The 18,107-nt window shown below is 67.2% G+C and carries 17 protein-coding genes and 1 tRNA gene; 12 read left to right on the top strand and 6 right to left on the bottom strand.

Annotated features, from left to right (window positions below; translation table 11 throughout):
• Positions 1-45 precede the first annotated feature (45 nt).
• The gene (locus ACLKOY_RS17115) at positions 46-1,167 is read left to right on the top strand and encodes a sugar-binding protein (protein ID WP_363575196.1); all 1,122 of its coding nucleotides are present in this window, start codon (positions 46-48) and stop codon (positions 1,165-1,167) included.
• A 152-nt stretch (positions 1,168-1,319) separates the two neighbouring features.
• Here ACLKOY_RS17115 and ACLKOY_RS17120 read toward each other — a convergent pair whose 3' ends face one another.
• The 4 genes from ACLKOY_RS17120 to ACLKOY_RS17135 form a co-directional block, all read right to left on the bottom strand.
• Positions 1,320-2,150: a hypothetical protein gene (locus ACLKOY_RS17120; protein ID WP_436454690.1), complete on the bottom strand. Its 831-nt coding sequence runs from the start codon at positions 2,148-2,150 to the stop codon at positions 1,320-1,322.
• A 178-nt stretch (positions 2,151-2,328) separates the two neighbouring features.
• Entirely contained in the window at positions 2,329-2,895 is a 567-nt protein-coding gene (locus tag ACLKOY_RS17125; protein WP_436454691.1) for a hypothetical protein, read from the bottom strand.
• Between the two features lie 263 nt (positions 2,896-3,158).
• Positions 3,159-3,656: a hypothetical protein gene (locus tag ACLKOY_RS17130; RefSeq protein WP_436454692.1), complete on the bottom strand. Its 498-nt coding sequence runs from the start codon at positions 3,654-3,656 to the stop codon at positions 3,159-3,161.
• 146 nt (positions 3,657-3,802) lie between these two features.
• Positions 3,803-5,140, bottom strand: a complete 1,338-nt coding sequence (locus tag ACLKOY_RS17135) for a DUF222 domain-containing protein (RefSeq protein ID WP_436454693.1) — start codon at positions 5,138-5,140, stop codon at positions 3,803-3,805.
• Between the two features lie 103 nt (positions 5,141-5,243).
• Here ACLKOY_RS17135 and ACLKOY_RS17140 point away from each other — a divergent pair, with 103 nt between their 5' ends.
• The 6 genes from ACLKOY_RS17140 to ACLKOY_RS17165 all read left to right on the top strand — a co-directional run bounded on the left by ACLKOY_RS17140 (position 5,244) and on the right by ACLKOY_RS17165 (position 12,617).
• Entirely contained in the window at positions 5,244-5,981 is a 738-nt protein-coding gene (locus ACLKOY_RS17140) for an alpha/beta fold hydrolase (RefSeq protein ID WP_436454694.1), read from the top strand.
• A gap of 89 nt (positions 5,982-6,070) precedes the next feature.
• The gene (locus tag ACLKOY_RS17145) at positions 6,071-7,882 is read left to right on the top strand and encodes an ABC-F family ATP-binding cassette domain-containing protein (RefSeq protein ID WP_436454695.1); all 1,812 of its coding nucleotides are present in this window, start codon (positions 6,071-6,073) and stop codon (positions 7,880-7,882) included.
• Between the two features lie 123 nt (positions 7,883-8,005).
• Positions 8,006-9,811, top strand: coding sequence for a Na+/H+ antiporter (locus ACLKOY_RS17150; protein ID WP_436454696.1), 1,806 nt, complete (start codon positions 8,006-8,008; stop codon positions 9,809-9,811).
• 91 nt (positions 9,812-9,902) lie between these two features.
• Positions 9,903-10,814, top strand: a complete 912-nt coding sequence (locus ACLKOY_RS17155) for a MetQ/NlpA family ABC transporter substrate-binding protein (protein WP_436454697.1) — start codon at positions 9,903-9,905, stop codon at positions 10,812-10,814.
• 100 nt (positions 10,815-10,914) lie between these two features.
• Entirely contained in the window at positions 10,915-11,958 is a 1,044-nt protein-coding gene (locus ACLKOY_RS17160) for a methionine ABC transporter ATP-binding protein (protein WP_436454698.1), read from the top strand.
• Positions 11,958-12,617 (top strand): methionine ABC transporter permease, encoded by a 660-nt coding sequence (locus ACLKOY_RS17165; protein ID WP_311259753.1) that lies wholly within the window; start codon positions 11,958-11,960, stop codon positions 12,615-12,617. Before ACLKOY_RS17160 ends, ACLKOY_RS17165 begins: the two co-directional genes overlap by 1 nt.
• Here ACLKOY_RS17165 and ACLKOY_RS17170 read toward each other — a convergent pair.
• Entirely contained in the window at positions 12,604-13,527 is a 924-nt protein-coding gene (locus tag ACLKOY_RS17170) for a pseudouridine synthase (RefSeq protein ID WP_436454789.1), read from the bottom strand. The genes ACLKOY_RS17165 and ACLKOY_RS17170 overlap by 14 nt on opposite strands.
• An 18-nt stretch (positions 13,528-13,545) precedes the next feature.
• The gene (locus tag ACLKOY_RS17175; RefSeq protein ID WP_053097060.1) at positions 13,546-14,040 is read right to left on the bottom strand and encodes a MarR family winged helix-turn-helix transcriptional regulator; all 495 of its coding nucleotides are present in this window, start codon (positions 14,038-14,040) and stop codon (positions 13,546-13,548) included.
• 71 nt (positions 14,041-14,111) lie between these two features.
• Here ACLKOY_RS17175 and ACLKOY_RS17180 point away from each other — a divergent pair.
• From ACLKOY_RS17180 to ACLKOY_RS17200, 5 genes are all read left to right on the top strand, one after another.
• A tRNA-Gln gene (locus ACLKOY_RS17180) sits at positions 14,112-14,183 on the top strand.
• Between the two features lies 1 nt (position 14,184).
• Positions 14,185-15,615: a bifunctional UDP-N-acetylglucosamine diphosphorylase/glucosamine-1-phosphate N-acetyltransferase GlmU gene (gene glmU / locus ACLKOY_RS17185; protein WP_436454699.1), complete on the top strand. Its 1,431-nt coding sequence runs from the start codon at positions 14,185-14,187 to the stop codon at positions 15,613-15,615.
• 8 nt (positions 15,616-15,623) lie between these two features.
• Positions 15,624-16,658 (top strand): ribose-phosphate diphosphokinase, encoded by a 1,035-nt coding sequence (locus ACLKOY_RS17190; protein ID WP_140037590.1) that lies wholly within the window; start codon positions 15,624-15,626, stop codon positions 16,656-16,658.
• An 86-nt stretch (positions 16,659-16,744) separates the two neighbouring features.
• Positions 16,745-17,215, top strand: coding sequence for a hypothetical protein (locus tag ACLKOY_RS17195; protein WP_363575222.1), 471 nt, complete (start codon positions 16,745-16,747; stop codon positions 17,213-17,215).
• A 16-nt stretch (positions 17,216-17,231) separates the two neighbouring features.
• Complete coding sequence (locus tag ACLKOY_RS17200; protein WP_436454700.1) at positions 17,232-18,089, top strand: FAD:protein FMN transferase; 858 nt, start codon at positions 17,232-17,234, stop codon at positions 18,087-18,089.
• Positions 18,090-18,107: the final 18 nt, after the last annotated feature.

Below are 18,107 nucleotides of genomic sequence, written 5' to 3' on the forward strand. Positions count from 1 at the left end.
AGTGCTCGCACGCAGAATCCGTCACATCACACAGAAAGAGATCACATGAAGAAGATCATCGTCACAGCGACAGCGCTCGTCGCGACGGCTGCCTTCGCACTCACGGGTTGCTCCGGTGAGCGCGGCGGCGGAACCGACACGGGATCCGGCGAAGAGGCCGAAGCAGGCTTCGAAGCAGGCTCCCCGATCGGTGTCGCGCTTCCCGACAAGACCAGTGAGAACTGGGTTCTCGCGGGCCAGCTCTTCACGGACGGCCTCGAAGAGGCCGGCTTCAAGGCCGACGTGCAGTACGCCCCGGCGAGCAACACGGTCGCCGAGCAGCAGAACCAGATCCAGGCCATGGTCACCAACGGTGCCAAGGTCATCATCATCGGCGCGAAGGATGGCAAGCAGCTCGCCACCCAGGTGCAGGCCGCCAAGGACGCAGGCGCGTACGTGATCGCGTACGACCGTCTGATCGAGAACACCGAGGCAGTCGACTACTACGTCGCATTCGACAACTTCAAGGTCGGCCAGCTGCAGGGCCAGGCTCTGCTCGACGGTCTCGCCGAGCGTGCGGGCCACGAGGCTCCGTACAACATCGAGCTGTTCTCGGGCTCGCCTGATGACGCCAACTCGAAGGTCTTCTTCGACGGCGCCATGGACGTGCTCCAGCCGGAGATCGACAACGGCAACCTGGTCGTCGTGTCGGGGCAGACCGAGATCGCGCAGACCGCGACCGAGGGATGGCTCCCGGAGAACGCCCAGAACCGTATGGACACGCTGCTCACCTCGTCGTACAGCGGTGACACCGTGGTCGACGGCGTGCTGTCGCCGAACGACACCCTTGCTCGCGCCATCATCACCTCGGTGCAGCAGGCCGGCAAGCCGGTTCCGGTCGTCACGGGTCAGGACTCCGAGGTCGAGTCGGTGAAGTCGATCATGGAGGGCATCCAGTACTCCACGATCAACAAGGACACCGCGCTGCTCGTCGAGCAGTCGATCAAGATGGTCGGCCAGCTGCAGGCGGGCGAGACCGTCGATGTCAACGACGAAGAGTCGTACGACAACGGCGCGAAGGTCGTTCCGGCCTACCTGCTCGACCCGATCATCGTCACGAAGGAGAACGCCGCTGAGGCGTACGCCAACGTGCCGAGCCTCCTCGAGATCGTGCAGTCGTACCAGTAATCCTCGAGTCCTCGCCGAGGGCACACTAGGGGCCGTCCGGGTCATACGACCCGGGCGGCTCTTTGCCATGTCGGGTCGACTTTCACACCGCGCGCGGGCGATCTGCTGGCGGGAAGCGGACGTCCTGTCGGAGGATGTCCGCACACGGTGTGCTAGCCCCAGAGGGGGTCGTCGGGATCGGGAGAGTCTGTGCCGTCGGCATCTGTCATGATGCGCGCTTCAGCGATCCACGACGTCAGAGGGCCATCGCGGAGGAGATGAGGTCGCGGTGTGTCGAGCAAAGCGGCGGCGGTCACTTTGTCCAGCGGCTCATCGCTCGCGAAGATGACGACGTTGCCGAGTGGCCCTTCCGCATCCTCCGGCTCTGCGTCGAGCACGACAGCGACGTGATCGAACACGGTGCTCAGGGTCGCGGCCTGTCGTCGTGAGTATTCGAACGGATGCCCGTCGAGCAGGTTCACGGCGACCACGCCCGCCGCCGCGGAGCGCGCGGCGACCCGGCGATAGAACTCCTGGCTGGCCACACGATGCCGGATGACGGCGGCATCCCAGAGATCGACGACGGTGAAGCACGCCTCCACCCAATCGGTGTCGACTGCGGTGCGATAACTCGCTGCGTCGTCAAGTCCGGGGGACGGAGACGACTGCACCGGCGATGTCTTCTCATTCGGCAAAGCGGTGTCCGCGACCGTCCGAGCGTCACCGAGGATGACTCGTACGTCAGACCCGGGTGGCAATGGCAGCGCGTCGATGACGGCGGCGTAGAGCGCGGGTTCGAACTCCACCACCAGCTGAGATGATCCGGCGCGCGTCGCCTGGACGTAGCGTGCCAGCGTGAGTGCTCCGGCCCCCAGATGCACGGTGAACAGCGGCGCATCAGGCTCGGCGGCGGCATCCATCGCGCGGGCGATGTGTTGGGTGTAGCTGTACTCGAGGGCGGTGGGTTCGGTGATCGAGACGACGGACTGCGGAATTCCATCCACGCTGAGCTCGAAGCGACCGGGTCGCCTTCTCGACTGCACCAGCTTTGCCTTGCGGTTGGCTAGTGAGAGCGAGAACACCCGGCGACTCCATGGCACCTGTCTAGTTTAAGCCGGAGGGGATCGGCCGGCGGCTGCCTCTCGAAAGGCCGAGCCTCGGCGTGCTGCTGTGGTGCGTTCTTCAGCAGCCGACGCCGGCCGGGTTCTCGTCGCAGGTGTGGGCGACGAGCGCGGTGCGCGCCTCGAGGATGCGGATCTCCTGCGTGGCGCCATTGGTCGTGAGCTGCCCGGGAACGTCGATCCATCCGCCGCCGAGATACACCTGAGCGGTGTACCGGATGTCCACCCGGGCCGGGTATACGCCGGGTTCGCGGTAGACGTGGCTGGTCGGGGTCGGCGTGAACTGCGCCTGACCGAGCGCCTCCCAGGTCTGCCCCGGTGTCGTCACTGTCGCGGAGCTGCCGTCGCCGTACGTGTAGTCGTATCCGGCCGGGGCGAACCGCACGCGCAGTGGCACGCCGAACAGGTCGCCGTCTTGGACCTGCGGTGTCGCAGCAGCGGTGAAGTTGGTCGGCATCCCGGCGATTCCGACGTTTCCGGGTTCGGCGGTGGCGAGGACGGATGCCGGGGCGAACCGCGCGAGGTCGGAGATGACGATCGTCGGAGTGCCCGTCGCCGGCGGGGTCGTCGCCGGGGCAGCGGGTCGGTTCAGACGGGGTGCACATCGCGTGGTGCCTGAGTCGTTCATGCACGCCGCGAGATCGATCGCCTCCTGGCTCGGTCCCGACGGTGCGGCTGGGCCGCTAGGGCCTCCGTTGCTCGGACGCGAGTTCGTGTTGGGGTTGGTGCCCTGTTGCTGTTGCGTGCCGGTTATGGTGAGAGACGAGCCTTCAGTGGAGCCGCAGAGGCCCATCATTTGCGAGGACGTGGTGCAGCCCGAACTAGCCCGAGTGGCAGCGTTAGGCATCGCCAGCACTAGTGCGACGGCCATCAAGGCCATCGCGGTCCTGGTTAGCATCTCTCCCCATCTCCGGAATCCTCGTGAGCGATCAGCAGGTTATCGCCGTCTCCGGAGAATTCCACGAGCTGCGCGACAACGTCGCCTCGGTCAGGAGGCGTGACGTCGATGCCGCCCGCATCAACGACTCGAAACTCAGATACGTCGATGCACACCATTCCTTCGACTTTCGCGGTCGGCTCACCAACACTTGCCTCTGTCCCGCGGAAAGACAGGATCTTCGCCTCCCCGCTGGCCCGTAGTCCCCATTCTCGTAGTGACCTTTGAGCCTCGATGTCGCTTTCGAGCGCGAGAGACGTGAGAAACTTTTGTGGGTCAGGCTCAGAATCACCACGTGCCCGAGCGCTTAGGGCGTCAAAATACGCCCGGTACACCTCTTCCGCCGCCGCAAAGGCTTCCTCCTCGCTGGCGAATGCGGGTGTCGGCGTGGGCTCCGGTGCCGGGCCCGGTGCGCACCCGAGCAGCTGGCCGAGCGCGATCGCAACCAACACGACAGCCACACTTCTTGTGCGCGTCGTCATCGGTCGGGTAGCGGGCGAAGGTCGCGAGCGAGGAGGGGTCACCGCGCCACCGTAGTCAAAGTGCGGTCGGTGCCGCCGCAGTTATCCACAGCGCCAGACGGCGACCAGCGCCTCGCTCAGAACGGCGCGCGTCCAGCATCCTCCGTCACGGTGAAGGTCACCGTGTTCGGTGCAGGAGGGGTGTCGACGTAGGTTCGGCCCGTGGGGCTCGTCCACTCCATGACTCCACCGGGTTTCTGCTCGACGTGCCAGGGGGAGTGGTGTTTCAGAACGTGATGTCGGCGACAGAAGGACGCGAGGTTGGTCTCGCAGGTCGCGCCACCGGTCGAGGCCGAGTGATTGTGGTCGAGATCGCACTTGCGCGCAGCAATCCCGCAGGTGGGGAAGCGACATCGTTGGTCACGTGCACGCAGGTGCCTGCGGAGGTGGCGACTGGGTCGATAGCGGTCGACCGCGAGCACTCGACCGCTGATCGGATGCGTCAGCACCCGATCCCACCCCTTCGTCTGACCGGCCACGGTGCGTGCGGTGTCGACGTCGATCGGGGCCCGCCCATCGAGCTCGGCGGGCGGCGTCGCATCGGCATCCGACGCCTCGTCCGCATCGTCATGCATCAGGGTCGTCACCGGAACGGTGATCTCGATCCGCGCACTGATGGCTCCGAGCAGCCCGTCTTCGCTGTCGTGACCGGTCGGCTGTCCGCTGAGCACGAGATCGGCGAGCAGGTCGGCGCGGATCTCATCGACCGTTCGGTCATCCGCCTCGAACTCGCTGCCGTCGCGAGCTGCCTGTCGCTTCGCGCGAAGGTTCTCGTTGCGCAGTGCATGCGCCATCTGCGAGAGACGGTCGAACATGCCGTGGACGAGCGCGGCGGGCGCATGCGTGTGCAGCGCCGCCATCCCGTCTTCGCCCTCCGTGACCCATACCCGTCGCTGAGACCTGGCTCGCCGGTGTCGCTCCGACACGGTCGTCGGAGCGAACCGTTCGACGACTCGCCGTGCCAACGCGCGCAGACGGTTGGGCGACTCCGTCTCGGCGATCGGGAGGATGACCGCGGAGTACTTCTCGCGATCGCTGGGCGATTCGATGCCCGACCCCGCGTCGACGATCACCCGGGAGTGCGCCGGGCTGATCCGCCCCGCCCCCTGAGCAGCCCATACGTCCGGAAACTGATCGACCAGCAGCTCCGCGGCCGCCATCCGCCGCTCGATCGTGCGGTCGCTGACGTGCTGCACTGCAGCGATCTCGGCAGCCACGGTGCGAAGAGAGTGGTCTCCGCGATCAGGGTGATCACCCTGCTTGGCGATGTCGATCGCCAGTCGCGCGGCGATCGCCAGCAGCCCGTCGCGTGCGGCGCTCATGCTGCTGAGCGTCGCCTCCGCGACCTGCAGCGCGTCGACGAGATCGGCGAGTGTCGCCATCTGCGTGTCCGTCGCGTCGAGCAGTGCTGTCATGCCATAAGTAGATCAGGGACCACCGACATTCGAAGATAGATACGAGACATTCCACTCCTGACATGATCACGGAAAGGTAACGAAAGCATGCGACACTGGCGGCATGCTTCTCCACGCGATCGACGCCGGGACCGGGCCGAGCACTGTGCTCCTGCTCCACGGAATGATGGGGTCGTCCGACAGCTGGCGGCGCCTGATCCCGCCGCTCACAGCCAACGGCCACCGCGTCATCGCGCTCGACCTCCCCGGTCACGGCCTGTCGGAACGCGACCCGCAGCTCACGATCGAGCAGGCGGCGGCGTCCGTGGTCGAGACGGTCCGGCACGTCGGACCAGGGCATCCGCTCGCAGCCGTCGGCCATTCCTACGGGGCGACAGTCCTCGCCGCGGCCGCCGATATGCTGCAGCCCGACCTGTCTGTGTACGTCGACGCGGCGCTCTCCCTGACCGGAGGGCACGACCGTGCGGCCCTCACAGCGCAGTACGCGCGCGACCGCGGAGCGCGCCTGACTCCGGAGGATCTGCTCGCATCCCGACCCTTCTACTCCGCGCAGGATGCCGAGGTGGAGGCCCGCGCCGCCGCACTCTTCGACCCGGCCACGACCGCATCCATCTCCTGCGACACCGATCACTCCTGGCTCCCCGACGACGGTTCGATCGTCGTCAAGGCTCAACCGAGCTCGTGGGTCAGCGACGACGACGCCCGCAGATTCGCGGCGAACGGCGCCGATGTCCGCAGCATCCCCGGGGCCGCGCACACCATCTGGTACAGCCATTTCGACGAGTTCACCGCATCCCTCCCGGAACTCTTCGGGCCACCGGCGGCACGCACGCTGCCATAGCCTCTTCGACCGGACGCCACGCTCCCGCTGTCGCCGCAGTGCTCGGCTGACCGGCCCACCCAGCGTGCCCGACTACCCTGGGGAGTGATATGGCACATCTTCTCGGGGCAGAAGCCCTTCACCTCGAATATCCGACCAGGGTCGTCTTCGACTCCGTGACCCTCGGCATCGAAGAAGGTGACCGCATCGGCATCGTCGGCCGCAACGGCGACGGCAAGTCGAGTCTGCTCGGCATGCTGGCGGGCATCAAGGAGCCGAACTCCGGACGCGTGACGGTGCGTGGCGGCACGACGATCGGCGTTCTCGACCAGGCCGACACCCTCAGCGACGACCTGACCATCAGTGCCGCGGTCGTCGGCGACACGCCGGAGTACGAATGGGCCGGCGACCCCCGCATCCGCGACGTGATCGAGGGGTTGCTGAAGGATCTGCCGTGGGATGCCGAGATCGGCTCCCTCAGCGGTGGCCAGCGTCGTCGCGTCTCGCTCGCCAAGCTGCTGACGGGCGACTGGGACGTCATCGCGCTCGATGAGCCCACCAACCATCTCGACGTCGAAGCCATCACCTGGCTGGCCGGACACCTCAAGAAGCGATGGAGCCCGAACTCGGGAGCCCTCATGGTCGTCACCCACGACCGGTGGTTCCTCGACGAGATCTCGACCGAGACGTGGGAGGTGCACGACCGCATCGTCGAGCCCTTCGAGGGCGGCTACGCGGCATACATCCTGCAGCGCGTCGAACGCGACCGGATGTCGGCCGCGACCGAGGCCAAGCGCCAGAACCTCGCCAAGAAGGAGCTCGCCTGGCTGCGCAGAGGCGCGCCCGCTCGCACCGCGAAGCCGAAGTTCCGCATCGACGCCGCCAACGAACTCATCGCCGACGTGCCGGAGATCCGCGACAAGATCTCGCTGCAGTCGCTCGCGGTTTCGCGCCTCGGAAAGGACGTCGTCGATCTCCTCGACGTGGGAGTGACCTATCCGACCGTCGACGGCGGCACGCGAGAGGTGCTGCGCGACGTCGAGTGGCGCATCGCGCCGGGGGAGCGCACGGGCATCCTCGGCGTCAACGGCGCCGGCAAGTCGACGCTGCTCGGCCTCATCTCGGGCACCGTCGAGCCCACCGTGGGCCGCGTGAAGCGCGGCACGACCGTGAAGGTCAAGACGCTCACCCAGCGCCTCGACGAGCTCGAAGACGTTCGGCGTGAGCCGGTGCGTGTCGTGATCTCGCGGCTGCGCACCTCGTACACGATGGGCTCCGGCTCGAAGGCTCAGGAGCTCACGCCGGGCCAGCTGCTCGAGCGGCTCGGCTTCGACTCGGCCCAGCTCTCCACCCCCGTGAAGGATCTCTCGGGTGGCCAGCAGCGCCGATTGCAACTGCTGCTCGTGCTCCTCGACCAGCCCAACGTGCTGATCCTCGACGAGCCGACCAACGATCTCGACACCGACATGCTCGCGGCCATCGAGGACCTCCTCGACTCGTGGTCGGGAACCCTGCTCGTGGTCAGCCACGACCGGTACTTCCTCGAGCGCGTCACCGACCAGCAGTTCGCCATCCTCGACGGGCACCTGCGGCACCTGCCCGGAGGTGTCGACGAGTACCTGCGACTGCGTCAGCTGCAGACCTCGGCGCCCGGCAAGTCCCAGACCGCCGTCAACACGGAGAAGAAGGCCTCCAGCCTCGACGGCGCCGCCCTGCGCTCAGCGCAGAAAGAGGTCTCGTCGCTCGAGCGCCGCATCCAGAAGCTCACGCAGCAGGTCGACAAGGCGAAGACCGCGCTGGCGGAACACGACCAGTCGGACTTCGCGGGTCTCGGCGACAAGATGAAGGCGATCAGCGATCAGCAGGCCGAGATCGAGCAGCTCGAACTCCGCTGGTTCGAGCTGACGGAAGAGCTCGACTGACGCAGGGTCTCGCCATTCAGCCGTAGCGGGAATACGGTGGCACTGCGATGCGCTGTGCTCTGGGCGGGGTTCGATGCCATCCGGGATCGCACAGCTTGATCCTGCGGTTCCCGGGAGGTTCAGATGGAAGGACTCGAGGTCACCGTCCTGATCGGACTCACGATCCTCGTGGGCACGTTGCTGGCGCCGCGCGTGCGGCTCGCGCTGCCGCTCGTGCTCGTCATCCTGGGTCTGCTGCTCGGCTTCGTGCCTCAGCTGCGCGAGATCCAGCTGCCGCCCGAGACCGTGCTGCTGCTGTTCCTCCCGGTGATGCTGTTCTGGGAGAGCCTGACCACCTCGCTGCGCTCGATCCGCCGCGACTTCCGCTACATCCTGCCGATGAGCACGCTGCTCGTCGTGGGATCCGCCTTCGCCGTCGCGGGCGTCGGACTGCTGTTCGGGATGCCGTGGGAGACCGCCCTCATCCTCGGCGCAGCCGTCGCTCCACCCGACGCCACGGCCGTCGCGGCCCTCGGACGCCTGCTGCCGACGCGGATGTTCATGAAGCTCAAGGCCGAGAGCCTGACGAACGACGGCACCGCCCTGGTGCTCTACGCGATCGCGATCTCGCTGGCCCTCGGCGGCAACGTGACGCCGCTGTCGGTGACGATGTCGGTGCTCGTCTCGTACGTCGGAGGCGTCGCCGCCGGTGTGGTGATCGCCGCTCTCTCGTACCTGCTGCTGCGGCGCACCTCCTCGACGATCGTCATCAACGTCACGCTTCTGCTGATCCCGTTCTCGTCGTTCCTGCTCGCCGAGATCGTGCATGCTTCGGGTGTCCTCGCCGTCGTGGTCGCGGGGCTCATCGTCGCCTACGTGTCGCCCCGGGTGACGACAGCCTCGTCCCGCCGTCAGGTGGCCGCAGCCTGGCCCTTCGGGGTCTTCCTGCTCAACGGCGCGCTCTTCGTGCTCATCGGTCTCGAGGTGCAGTTCGTCGCGCATGAGATTTCGGCGGCGGCGATCGGACGCCTTGTGCTGATCACGCTGGCCGTGTGGATGACGCTGCTGGTCGTGCGCTATCTGTTCCAGGTGATGAACTCCCTGTTCCAGCGGCGCAACCCTGCGCGTCCGTCGCGCGGTGCACGGGCGCGGTCGATGGCGGTCTCGACCGTCGCGGGCATGAGAGGCGCGGTGTCTCTCGCGATCGCGCTGTCCGTGCCCGTGTCCAGCGCGACCGAGGGCGAGATCGCAGGGCGTGACGAGATCGTCTTCGTGACCGCCGGGGTCATCCTGCTCAGCCTGCTGGTGCAGGGGCCGCTCCTGCCCGCCATCGTCCGCTGGGCCCGTTTTCCCGTCGACCACGCCGAAGACGAGGAGTACGAGCTGGCCGAACGGACGATCTCCGGTGCGGCCCTCGCTGCCCTCGACGATCTCGCGGTCGAGCACGGCATCGGGCAGGAGATCCGAGACAGGGTGCGCGCCGAGGGCTATCAGATGCTCGAGTTCTCGAACGCACGCGCTCTGGCCCGCGAGCAGGCCATCGTCGACGCCGAGGCCCGAGCGCTCGACGTGATGCTCGACGAGCCCGATCCGCTCGGAGGCAGCGGCTCGATGCCCGAGGCAGGGGAGGACGACGAAGCGGATGCCGCGCAGACGGCGGTGCGGATGCCGGACCCGACGCGCATCGTCGATGACGAAGACAGCGCCGACGGCGAGGTCAGGACCCTGCAGATGCTCGCGACCTCGGTCGACGTCGACGTCATGCAGCGGTCACCGCTGCTGCGCCACGAGGAGCACACGCGCCTCAAGCTCGCCCTCCTCGACCGCAAGCGAGAGGTGCTGCTCGGGCTGCGCAGAGACCGCACGGTCGACGACCTCGTGTTCCGTCGCATCTCGGCCAGACTCGACCTCGAACAGGTGAGGCTGCAGGGCATCGAGGACTACGACTGACAGCTGTGACGCTCTGTGACGCTCGATTGTCGCGCACCGCCTCGCCCTGCCTAACGTATTCGAGTCCCCCAAGAGAGGAACCCGAACACTCATGTCCATCACAGCATCCCGTCGGACCACATCCGTCATCGCCGCGCTCGCCGCGGTCCCGCTCTTCGTCGCACTCGCAGGCTGCGCGACGGCATCCTCCGAGGCCGGTTCCGGCGACGGAGACGAGACCGTCAAGATCGGTGTCGTCGGCAAGGGAGACGCGCAGTGGGCTCCCTTCGTCGAGGCAGCCGCTGAAGAGGGCATCACGGTCGAGCTCGTCGACTTCGGCTCGTACGAGCAGCCGAACCCCGCGCTCACCGAAGGCGAGATCGACCTCAACCAGTTCCAGCACATCGTGTACCTCGCCGAGTACAACAGCGCCTCGGGTTCTGACCTGACCCCGATCGGCTCGACCGCGATCTACCCGCTCGGCCTGTACTCGCAGAAGTACGACGATGTCGACGACATCCCCGAGGGCGAGACCGTCGCCGTTCCGGACGACGCGTCGAACCAGGCCCGCGCGCTGCTCGTGCTGCAGTCGGCCGGACTCATCGAGCTCAAGAGCGGAGGCACGATCTTCTCGGATCTCGCCGACGTCGACACCGAGAAGTCCAAGGTCGAGGTCACCGCACTCGAGGCCGCACTGATCCCCACCTCGCTGCCCGATGTGGCCGCGGCGATCATCAACAACGACTTCGTGGAAGACGCCGGACTCAGCTTCGACGACGCCATCGCTCAGGACGACCCCGAGGACGCGAACGCGCTGCCGTATGTGAACATCTTCGCGGCACGCGCTGAGGACGCCGACAACGAGACGTACCTCAAGCTCGTCGAGATCTTCCAGACGAACGAGGACGTCCAGGCGGGTCTGATCGAGTCGTCGGGTGACACTGCGGTGCCGCTCCAGACCCCGGTCGAAGATCTCGTCTCCTCGCTCGAGAAGGTCCAGGAAGACACCGAGGCCAACAAGTAGGACGATCGGGGTGAACGACACCCCCGTCCGATGAGGGAGAATCGGGTGGCGCTTCGTGCGTCACCCGATTCTTCGTTCCCGAAGCAGACCGGAGCACCACATGCCGATCGTCACCCTGACGAATGTCTCGAAGACCTATCCATCCCGCACCCGTGACGAGTCCGAGATCGTGGCCGTGGACGACGTGTCCCTCTCGATCGAGAAGGGCGACGTTTTCGGGATCATCGGATACTCCGGCGCCGGCAAGTCGACGCTCGTGCGGTTGATCAACGCCCTCGAGCCGGCGACGAGCGGAACGATCACCGTCGACGGCGTCGACATCACTGCTCTCAAGGAGAGCGAGCTGCGCAAGGTCCGCGGCGGCATCGGCATGATCTTCCAGCAGTTCAATCTCTTCGCCTCGCGCAGCGTGAAGGCGAACATCGCCTACCCTCTCAAGCTCGCGGGCTGGTCGAAGCCCGACATCGAGAAGCGGGTCACAGAGCTGCTGAGCTTCGTCGGCCTGGCCGACAAGGCCAAGGCCTACCCCGAGCAGCTGTCCGGGGGCCAGAAGCAGCGCGTCGGCATCGCCCGCGCTCTCGCCACCGGTCCGGCGATCCTCCTCGCCGACGAGGCGACCAGCGCCCTCGACCCGCAGACCACGCACGAGGTGCTCGATCTGCTCAAGCGCGTCAACCGGGAGCAGGGCGTCACGATCGTGGTCATCACGCACGAGATGGACGTCATCCAGACCATCGCCACCAAGGTGGCAGTGATGGAGAACGGTCGGGTGATCGAGCAGGGCGACGTGTTCGATGTCTTCTCCGCACCGCAGAACCCCGCATCGCAGAGGTTCGTCGGCACGGTCGTGAAGGGCGTGCCCTCTCCGTCGGAGCGCGCCGTGCTGCGCGACCGGCACCAGGGACGCCTCGTCACCTTCTCGTTCCGCGACGGCGACTCGTCTCAGGCGCAGGTCTTCCTCGACCTCGCCGGCGCCGGGCTCGACTTCGAACTCGTCTACGGCGGCATCAACGACATCCGTGGGCGAGCCTTCGGCCACCTCACGCTCGCGATCCGCGGTGACGACGCGGTGATCGACCGCGCGCTCGCCGACATCGCACAGCGCGTCGAAGTGACCGAGATCGTCGGAGAGGAGGCACGCTGATGGATCGTCTGAACGAACTGTGGCCGGAATTCTGGGAGGCCGCGCTCGAGACCCTGTACATGACGTCGTTCGCACTCGTGCTCGGTGGCATCCTCGGTCTCGCGATCGGTGTCATCCTCTATGTCACGCGGCCAGGCGGGCTCGCTCAGAACCGCGCGGTGGCTGTCGTCGCCAACCTCGCGGTGAACTTCTTCCGGCCGATCCCGTTCGTGATCTTCATGGCCGTCGCTCAGCCGTTCGCACGCGCAGTCGTCGGCACCGGAATCGGAACCACGGCAGGCGCGTTCATCATCGGTCTGGCCGCAGCCTTCGCGATCGGCCGCATCGTCGAGCAGCACCTGGTGTCGGTCTCGCCCGGCGTGATCGAGGCGGCGCGCGCGATGGGCGCCGGACCCTGGCGCATCCTCTTCACGGTGGCGATCCCCGAGTCTCTCGGCCCGCTCATCCTCGGCTACACGTTCATCGTCGTGGCGCTGATCGACATGACGGCGATGGCCGGACTCATCGGCGGCGGCGGCCTCGGAGCTTTCGCGCAGATCTATGGCTTCCGCCAGTTCGAACCGCTCGTCATGTGGGCGGCGATCGTGCTGATCGTGGTGTTCGTGCACCTCGTGCAGATGCTGGGCACGAGGCTCGCGCGCAAGATCATGCGCCGCTGAACGGAGCCTCCTGCAGCGTGCGCGTCGTGGTGAAGACCCGCGGCGCGCCGCTCAGCGGATCCACGAAGTGCAGCTCGCGGGCGAGCAGCTGCATGGGGTGATCGAAGTCGTCGGGCTTCTCGCCGCGGAGCTCGGGGTAGAACGGATCGTTCAGGATGCCGAGGCCCAGCGCCGCGAGATGCACCCGCAGCTGGTGCATCTTGCCGCTGTGCGGGCGCAGCAGCGTGTGCACGACGCGATCGTCGGCATCGATCACCTCGATCAGCGTCTCGGCGTTCGGCTCCCGCTCGTCGTCGACCTGCACCTTCAGCTCGTTGCGGAGCTTCACGATGTGGTTGCGGTACACGAGGGGGAATCTCGACGCATCCCAGTCGGCCGGTCGAGCCGACACCGCCTCGTAGACCTTCTGCACCTGCCGGGTCTCGAAGAGCAGCTGGTACGGCCCTCTGGTGGCCGGTCGCGCCGAGAACATGAGAACCCCTGCGGTCGCCCGGTCGAGGCGGTGGATCGGCGCGAGCTCGTCGTTGCCGAGCAGGTTGCGCAGCCGGATCAGGGCGGAGTTCTGCAGGAACTTGCCGCCGGGGATGGTCGGCAGGAAATGCGGCTTGTCGATGACGACCAGGTCGTCGTCCTGATGGATGACCTCGATCTCGACGGGCAGTCGCGTCTCGACGGGGGGATCACGGTAGTACCAGATGAACTCCTCGACGCCCAGGGGCGTGTCCCGCGTGAGGGGGCTGCCATCGCGGGCGACGATCTCTCCGCGGTCGAAGCGGCTGAGCAGGCCCTCGGGATCGAGGTGGAAGAAGCGCTCGATCATGTAGGCGCCGACGGTCGGCCATTCGCCGCTCATCGGGACGTGCAGGCGCGTGGCGCCGACGCCGTCGCGCACGGGAAGAGGGGAGAGCATGGCCATGGCGTCAGAACCTCACGCGTCGAAGCTGAGGCTCAGCTTGCGCAGCAGCGCAGCCAGGCGATCGCGGTCGCCACGCGACAGCGCCTGGAGCAGGTCGTCCTCGACGTCGACCAGACGCGTGATCGCGGCATCCACCCTGATGCGTCCGTCGTCGGTGAGCGTCACGAGCACGCTGCGGCCATCGGCCGGATCGCCCTCGCGTCGCACGAAGCGACGCCCGACGAGACGATCGATGCGATTGGTCATGGTGCCGCTCGACACCAGCGTCTGCTGCAGCAGCTGCTTCGGCGAGAGCTGGAAAGGCGCCCCCGCACGGCGCAGCGCCGACAGCACGTCCCACTCCCAGGCCTCCAGATCACTGCGCCGGAACACATCTCTGCGGGCTCGATCGAGCAGCCGCGTCAGTCGGTCCATCCGCGACAGCACCTCGAGGGGTGAGAAGTCGAGGTCGGGGCGCTGGGTGTTCCAGGCGCCGACGATCCGATCAACCTCATCCGCCTCAGTCATCCGTCCATTATCGCCGGTAGCACGCAGGCGGACGTGGCAGACTTGATCCGCGGCGCTCTCGGGGGCCGCGGTCCGCCGTGGTGTAATGGCAGCACGACAGCCTTTGGAGCTGTTAGGTCTAGGTTCGAGTCCTGGCGGCGGAGCATGACTGGGAACAATCTCGCGATCATCATCCTCGCCGCAGGCCAGGGAACCCGCATGCGCTCGCGCCTGCCCAAGGTGCTGCATCAGATCGGCGGGCGCCCACTGGTCGGGCACGTCCTGACGACGGCCGGTCGCCTCGAGGCCGAGCACGTCGAGGTCGTCGTGCGGCACGAGCGCGACCAGGTGGTCGCTGCGCTCGAGAAGGACTACCCGGCGGCCGTGTTCATCGACCAGGACGAGGTTCCGGGCACCGGTCGAGCGGTGCAGGTCGCGGTCGACGCGCTCCCCGCGGACTTCGACGGCGATGTACTCGTACTCTCGGGAGACTGCCCGCTCGCCGACGCCGACACGCTCCGTTCCTTCCTCGACGCGCACCGCGCCGCCGAGGCGGAGGCGACGCTGATGACGGCGGTCGTCGACGACCCGACCGGCTACGGTCGCGTCATCCGCGATGCCGACGGCGGTGTCGACCGCGTGGTCGAGCAGAAGGACGCCACGGCAGACGAAGCCGCGGTCAGCGAGATCAACGCGGGCATGTACGTCTTCCGCGTCGCGACGCTGCGCAAGTACCTCCCCTCGGTGGGTGTCGACAACGCGCAGGGCGAGATGTACCTGACCGACGTGCCAGGACTCCTGCGCCGCGACGGCAGCCGTGTGGCGGCATCCGTCGTCTCCGATGTCACCGTCACCTACGGCGTCAACGACCGTGCTCAGCTCGCCGAGGTCGGACGGCTGCTCAACCGCCGGATCGTGCGCCGCTGGCAGCTGGAGGGCGTCACGGTGATCGACCCGGCGACGACATGGATCGACGACGACGCCACGCTGGCGCCCGACGTCACGATCCTCCCGAACACGCATATCCTGCGGGCCACCACGATCGCCGAAGGGGCGATCATCGGACCCGACACGACCCTCGTCGACTGCGAGGTGGGTGCGGATGCGATCGTCCGCCGCACCGATGCCACGCTCGCGGTGATCGGGGCCGAGGCCACGGTCGGCCCCTTCTCGTTCCTGCGCCCCGGCACCGTGCTCGGCGCCCGCGGCAAGATCGGCGCCTACGTCGAGACGAAGAACGCCGAGATCGGCGAGGGCAGCAAGGTTCCGCACCTGTCGTACGTCGGAGACGCGACCATCGGCCGAGGCGTCAACCTCGGTGCCAGCACGATCACGGCGAACTACGACGACGTGAACAAGCACCGCACGGTCGTCGAGGACGAGGTGCACACCGGCTCGCACACGACCCTCGTCGCGCCCGTTAGGCTGGGTGCTGGCGCCAAGACAGGTGCCGGCGCTGTCGTCCGCAAGGACGTCCCTGCCGGCTCCCTTGCCATGAGCGTCGCCCCTCAGCGCAACATCGAGGGTTGGGTCGAGAAGAACAGGGCAGGCACGGGCGCGGCAGATGCCGCAGCCCGAACCCGAGTGGCGGAGTAGGCAGAACGATGGCGCGCAAGAAGAAGACGGTCGATCTGGACAGGGACAACGGCATCGCTCCGGGTCTCGTAGCCAAGACCAAGAAGCGACTCGTGGTCGCCGGTGGTCGATCGCACCCCGAGCTGACCGCTGCGGTCGCCGCGTCTCTCGGCACCGAGGTCGTGCCGACCGAGCACCGCACCTTCGCATCCGGCGAGATCTACGCGCGGTTCGAGGTGTCGATCCGAGGCTGCGACCTGTTCCTGATTCAGACCTTCGGCGAGCCGGTCAACGAGTGGCTCATGGAGACGCTCATCATGATCGACGCCGCGAAGCGCGCCTCCGCCAAGCGCATCACCGTCGTCGCCCCGTACTATCCGTATTCACGTCAGGACAAGAAGGGCCGCGGCCGCGAGCCGATCAGCGCCCGCCTCGTCGCCGATCTGCTGAAGACGGCCGGTGCCGACCGTGTCATGAGCGTCGACCTGCACGCCGCGCAGATCCAGGGCTTCTTCGACGGTCCTGTCGACCACCTGTTCGCCAAGCCCGTGCTGATGGACTACTTCAAGAGCACGCTGAGCGCCGAGGACCGTGAGATCCTCACCGTCGTCTCGCCCGACATGGGGCGCGTCCGCGTCGCCGACACCTGGTCGGACAGCCTCGGGGCACCGCTGGCCATCATCCACAAGCGTCGCGACCCGAAGGTCGCCAACCAGGTCTCCGTGCACGAGATCGTCGGCGCCGTCGAAGGACGCACCTGCCTGCTCGTCGACGACATGATCGACACCGGCGGCACGATCGTGAAGGCGGCGCAGGCCCTCAAGGCGAGCGGCGCGCACCGCGTGATCGTCGCCGCGACCCACGCGATCTTCAGCGACCCGGCATCCGAGCGTCTGCAGGACGCGTCGATCGACGAGGTCGTGATCACCGACACGATCCCGCTGACGGAATCGCGTCGCTGGGACAAGCTCACGATCCTGCCGATCGCTCCGCTGCTCGCACGCGCGATCCACGAGGTCTTCGAAGACGGATCGGTCACGAGCATGTTCGGCGGAGACGCCTAAGCAACCCATATATCGGACACAGCCCGCGCATAGATGCTGTCCCTACGGTCGAATCAACACACCGATCAAAGGCCGGGAGGACCATCATGATCCGCACGACTGTACCGACTTCTGTTCGCAAGGGCGCAGCCCTGGCCGGCGTCGCAGGACTCCTCGTCCTCGCGGGATGCTCCGGCACGGCTGACGCCGAAGACCAGTCGACCGACACCGGAACCGACACGAGCACCGAATCCACCGATTCGGGCGCGGCGGCCGGCGGCGACTACACCGACGGCACCTACACCGCCGACGGTTCGTATCAGACCCCTGAGACCGTCGAGACGATCAGCGTGACTCTCACCGTCGCCGACGGCCTGGTCACGGATGTCGAGGTGACCGGCGACCCGCAGGCCCGCGAGAGCGAGCAGTACCAGGGCGAGTTCATCGGCGGCATCTCGGACGAGGTCGTGGGCAAGTCGCTCGACGAGATCGAGGTCAGTCGGGTGGCGGGTTCGTCGCTCACCAGCGGTGGATTCAACGAGGCCGTCGAGTCGATCAAGGAGCAGGCCGCCGCCTGAGGCGCCTGATCACGGCATGACGATCTGGCGTTTCGACGCGATCGGCACGCGCTGGGAGATCGAGACGTCGCACGAGCTCGGCGCGGATGACCGTGAGCGCGTCGGCGCCGAGATCGAGCGGTTCGACCGGGAGTGGTCGCGGTTCCGCGAGGACTCATCGGTCACACGTGTCGGTCGAGACGGCGGCTCGATCTCGTCTCCCGACGCGGGAGCGATGCTCGATGCCTACCGCGACCTCTCCGAGGCGACCGGCGGCGCGGTGAACCCGCTCGTCGGGGACAGCCTCGCAGCCCTCGGCTACGACGCGTCGTACTCGCTCGTAGCGACCTCGCCGGTCGCCGCCCCGAGCGACTGGACCGATCGGGTGCGCTGGACGGTGGGGGAGGCCGCGGCATCCGCTCCAGCCCTCCTCGATGTCGGAGCTCTCGGCAAGGGGCGTCTGGTCGATCTCGTGGTCGCGGTCCTCGACGATGTGCCCGGTGATCTCGTCGTGGATGCCGGGGGCGACATGAGGGTCCGCGGAGACGCGGTGCGCGTCGGCCTCGAGCATCCGTACGATCCGACGAAGGCGATCGGCGTGATCGAACTGCAGGATGCCGCGCTCTGCGCCTCGGCGGTCAATCGCCGTGCGTGGGGCGACGGACTCCACCACGTGCTCGACGCCCGCACCGGGGTGCCGGTCCGCACCTGGGCGGCGACATGGGCGATCGCCGGTGAGGCGATGCGAGCGGATGCCGTCGCGACCGCCCTGTTCTTCGAGGGCGGCCCCGAGCTCGCCGCGTCGTGGGGCGTCGAGTGGGTGCGCATGACGACCGACGGACGCGCAGAGCGTTCGCCCGGCTGCCCCGCACAGCTGTTCACCACCCGCCGATGAGGCGTCGAAGTAGGGAAG

Source organism: Microbacterium sp. K2 (assembly GCF_051365005.1).
Lineage (GTDB): Bacteria > Actinomycetota > Actinomycetes > Actinomycetales > Microbacteriaceae > Microbacterium > Microbacterium foliorum_B.

Bases quoted from the DNA above. Each gene is read 5' to 3' on its own strand.
- ACLKOY_RS17115 (WP_363575196.1), top strand. From the start codon at position 46: ATGAAGAAGATCATCGTCACAGCGACAGCGCTCGTCGCGACGGCTGCC.
- ACLKOY_RS17125 (WP_436454691.1), bottom strand. From the start codon at position 2,895: ATGAACGACTCAGGCACCACGCGATGTGCACCCCGTCTGAACCGACCC.
- ACLKOY_RS17135 (WP_436454693.1), bottom strand. From the start codon at position 5,140: ATGACAGCACTGCTCGACGCGACGGACACGCAGATGGCGACACTCGCC.
- ACLKOY_RS17140 (WP_436454694.1), top strand. From the start codon at position 5,244: ATGCTTCTCCACGCGATCGACGCCGGGACCGGGCCGAGCACTGTGCTC.
- ACLKOY_RS17145 (WP_436454695.1), top strand. From the start codon at position 6,071: ATGGCACATCTTCTCGGGGCAGAAGCCCTTCACCTCGAATATCCGACC.
- ACLKOY_RS17150 (WP_436454696.1), top strand. From the start codon at position 8,006: ATGGAAGGACTCGAGGTCACCGTCCTGATCGGACTCACGATCCTCGTG.
- ACLKOY_RS17155 (WP_436454697.1), top strand. From the start codon at position 9,903: ATGTCCATCACAGCATCCCGTCGGACCACATCCGTCATCGCCGCGCTC.
- ACLKOY_RS17160 (WP_436454698.1), top strand. From the start codon at position 10,915: ATGCCGATCGTCACCCTGACGAATGTCTCGAAGACCTATCCATCCCGC.
- ACLKOY_RS17165 (WP_311259753.1), top strand. From the start codon at position 11,958: ATGGATCGTCTGAACGAACTGTGGCCGGAATTCTGGGAGGCCGCGCTC.
- ACLKOY_RS17170 (WP_436454789.1), bottom strand. From the start codon at position 13,527: ATGCTCTCCCCTCTTCCCGTGCGCGACGGCGTCGGCGCCACGCGCCTG.
- ACLKOY_RS17175 (WP_053097060.1), bottom strand. From the start codon at position 14,040: ATGACTGAGGCGGATGAGGTTGATCGGATCGTCGGCGCCTGGAACACC.
- glmU (WP_436454699.1), top strand. From the start codon at position 14,185: ATGACTGGGAACAATCTCGCGATCATCATCCTCGCCGCAGGCCAGGGA.
- ACLKOY_RS17190 (WP_140037590.1), top strand. From the start codon at position 15,624: ATGGCGCGCAAGAAGAAGACGGTCGATCTGGACAGGGACAACGGCATC.
- ACLKOY_RS17195 (WP_363575222.1), top strand. From the start codon at position 16,745: ATGATCCGCACGACTGTACCGACTTCTGTTCGCAAGGGCGCAGCCCTG.
- ACLKOY_RS17200 (WP_436454700.1), top strand. From the start codon at position 17,232: ATGACGATCTGGCGTTTCGACGCGATCGGCACGCGCTGGGAGATCGAG.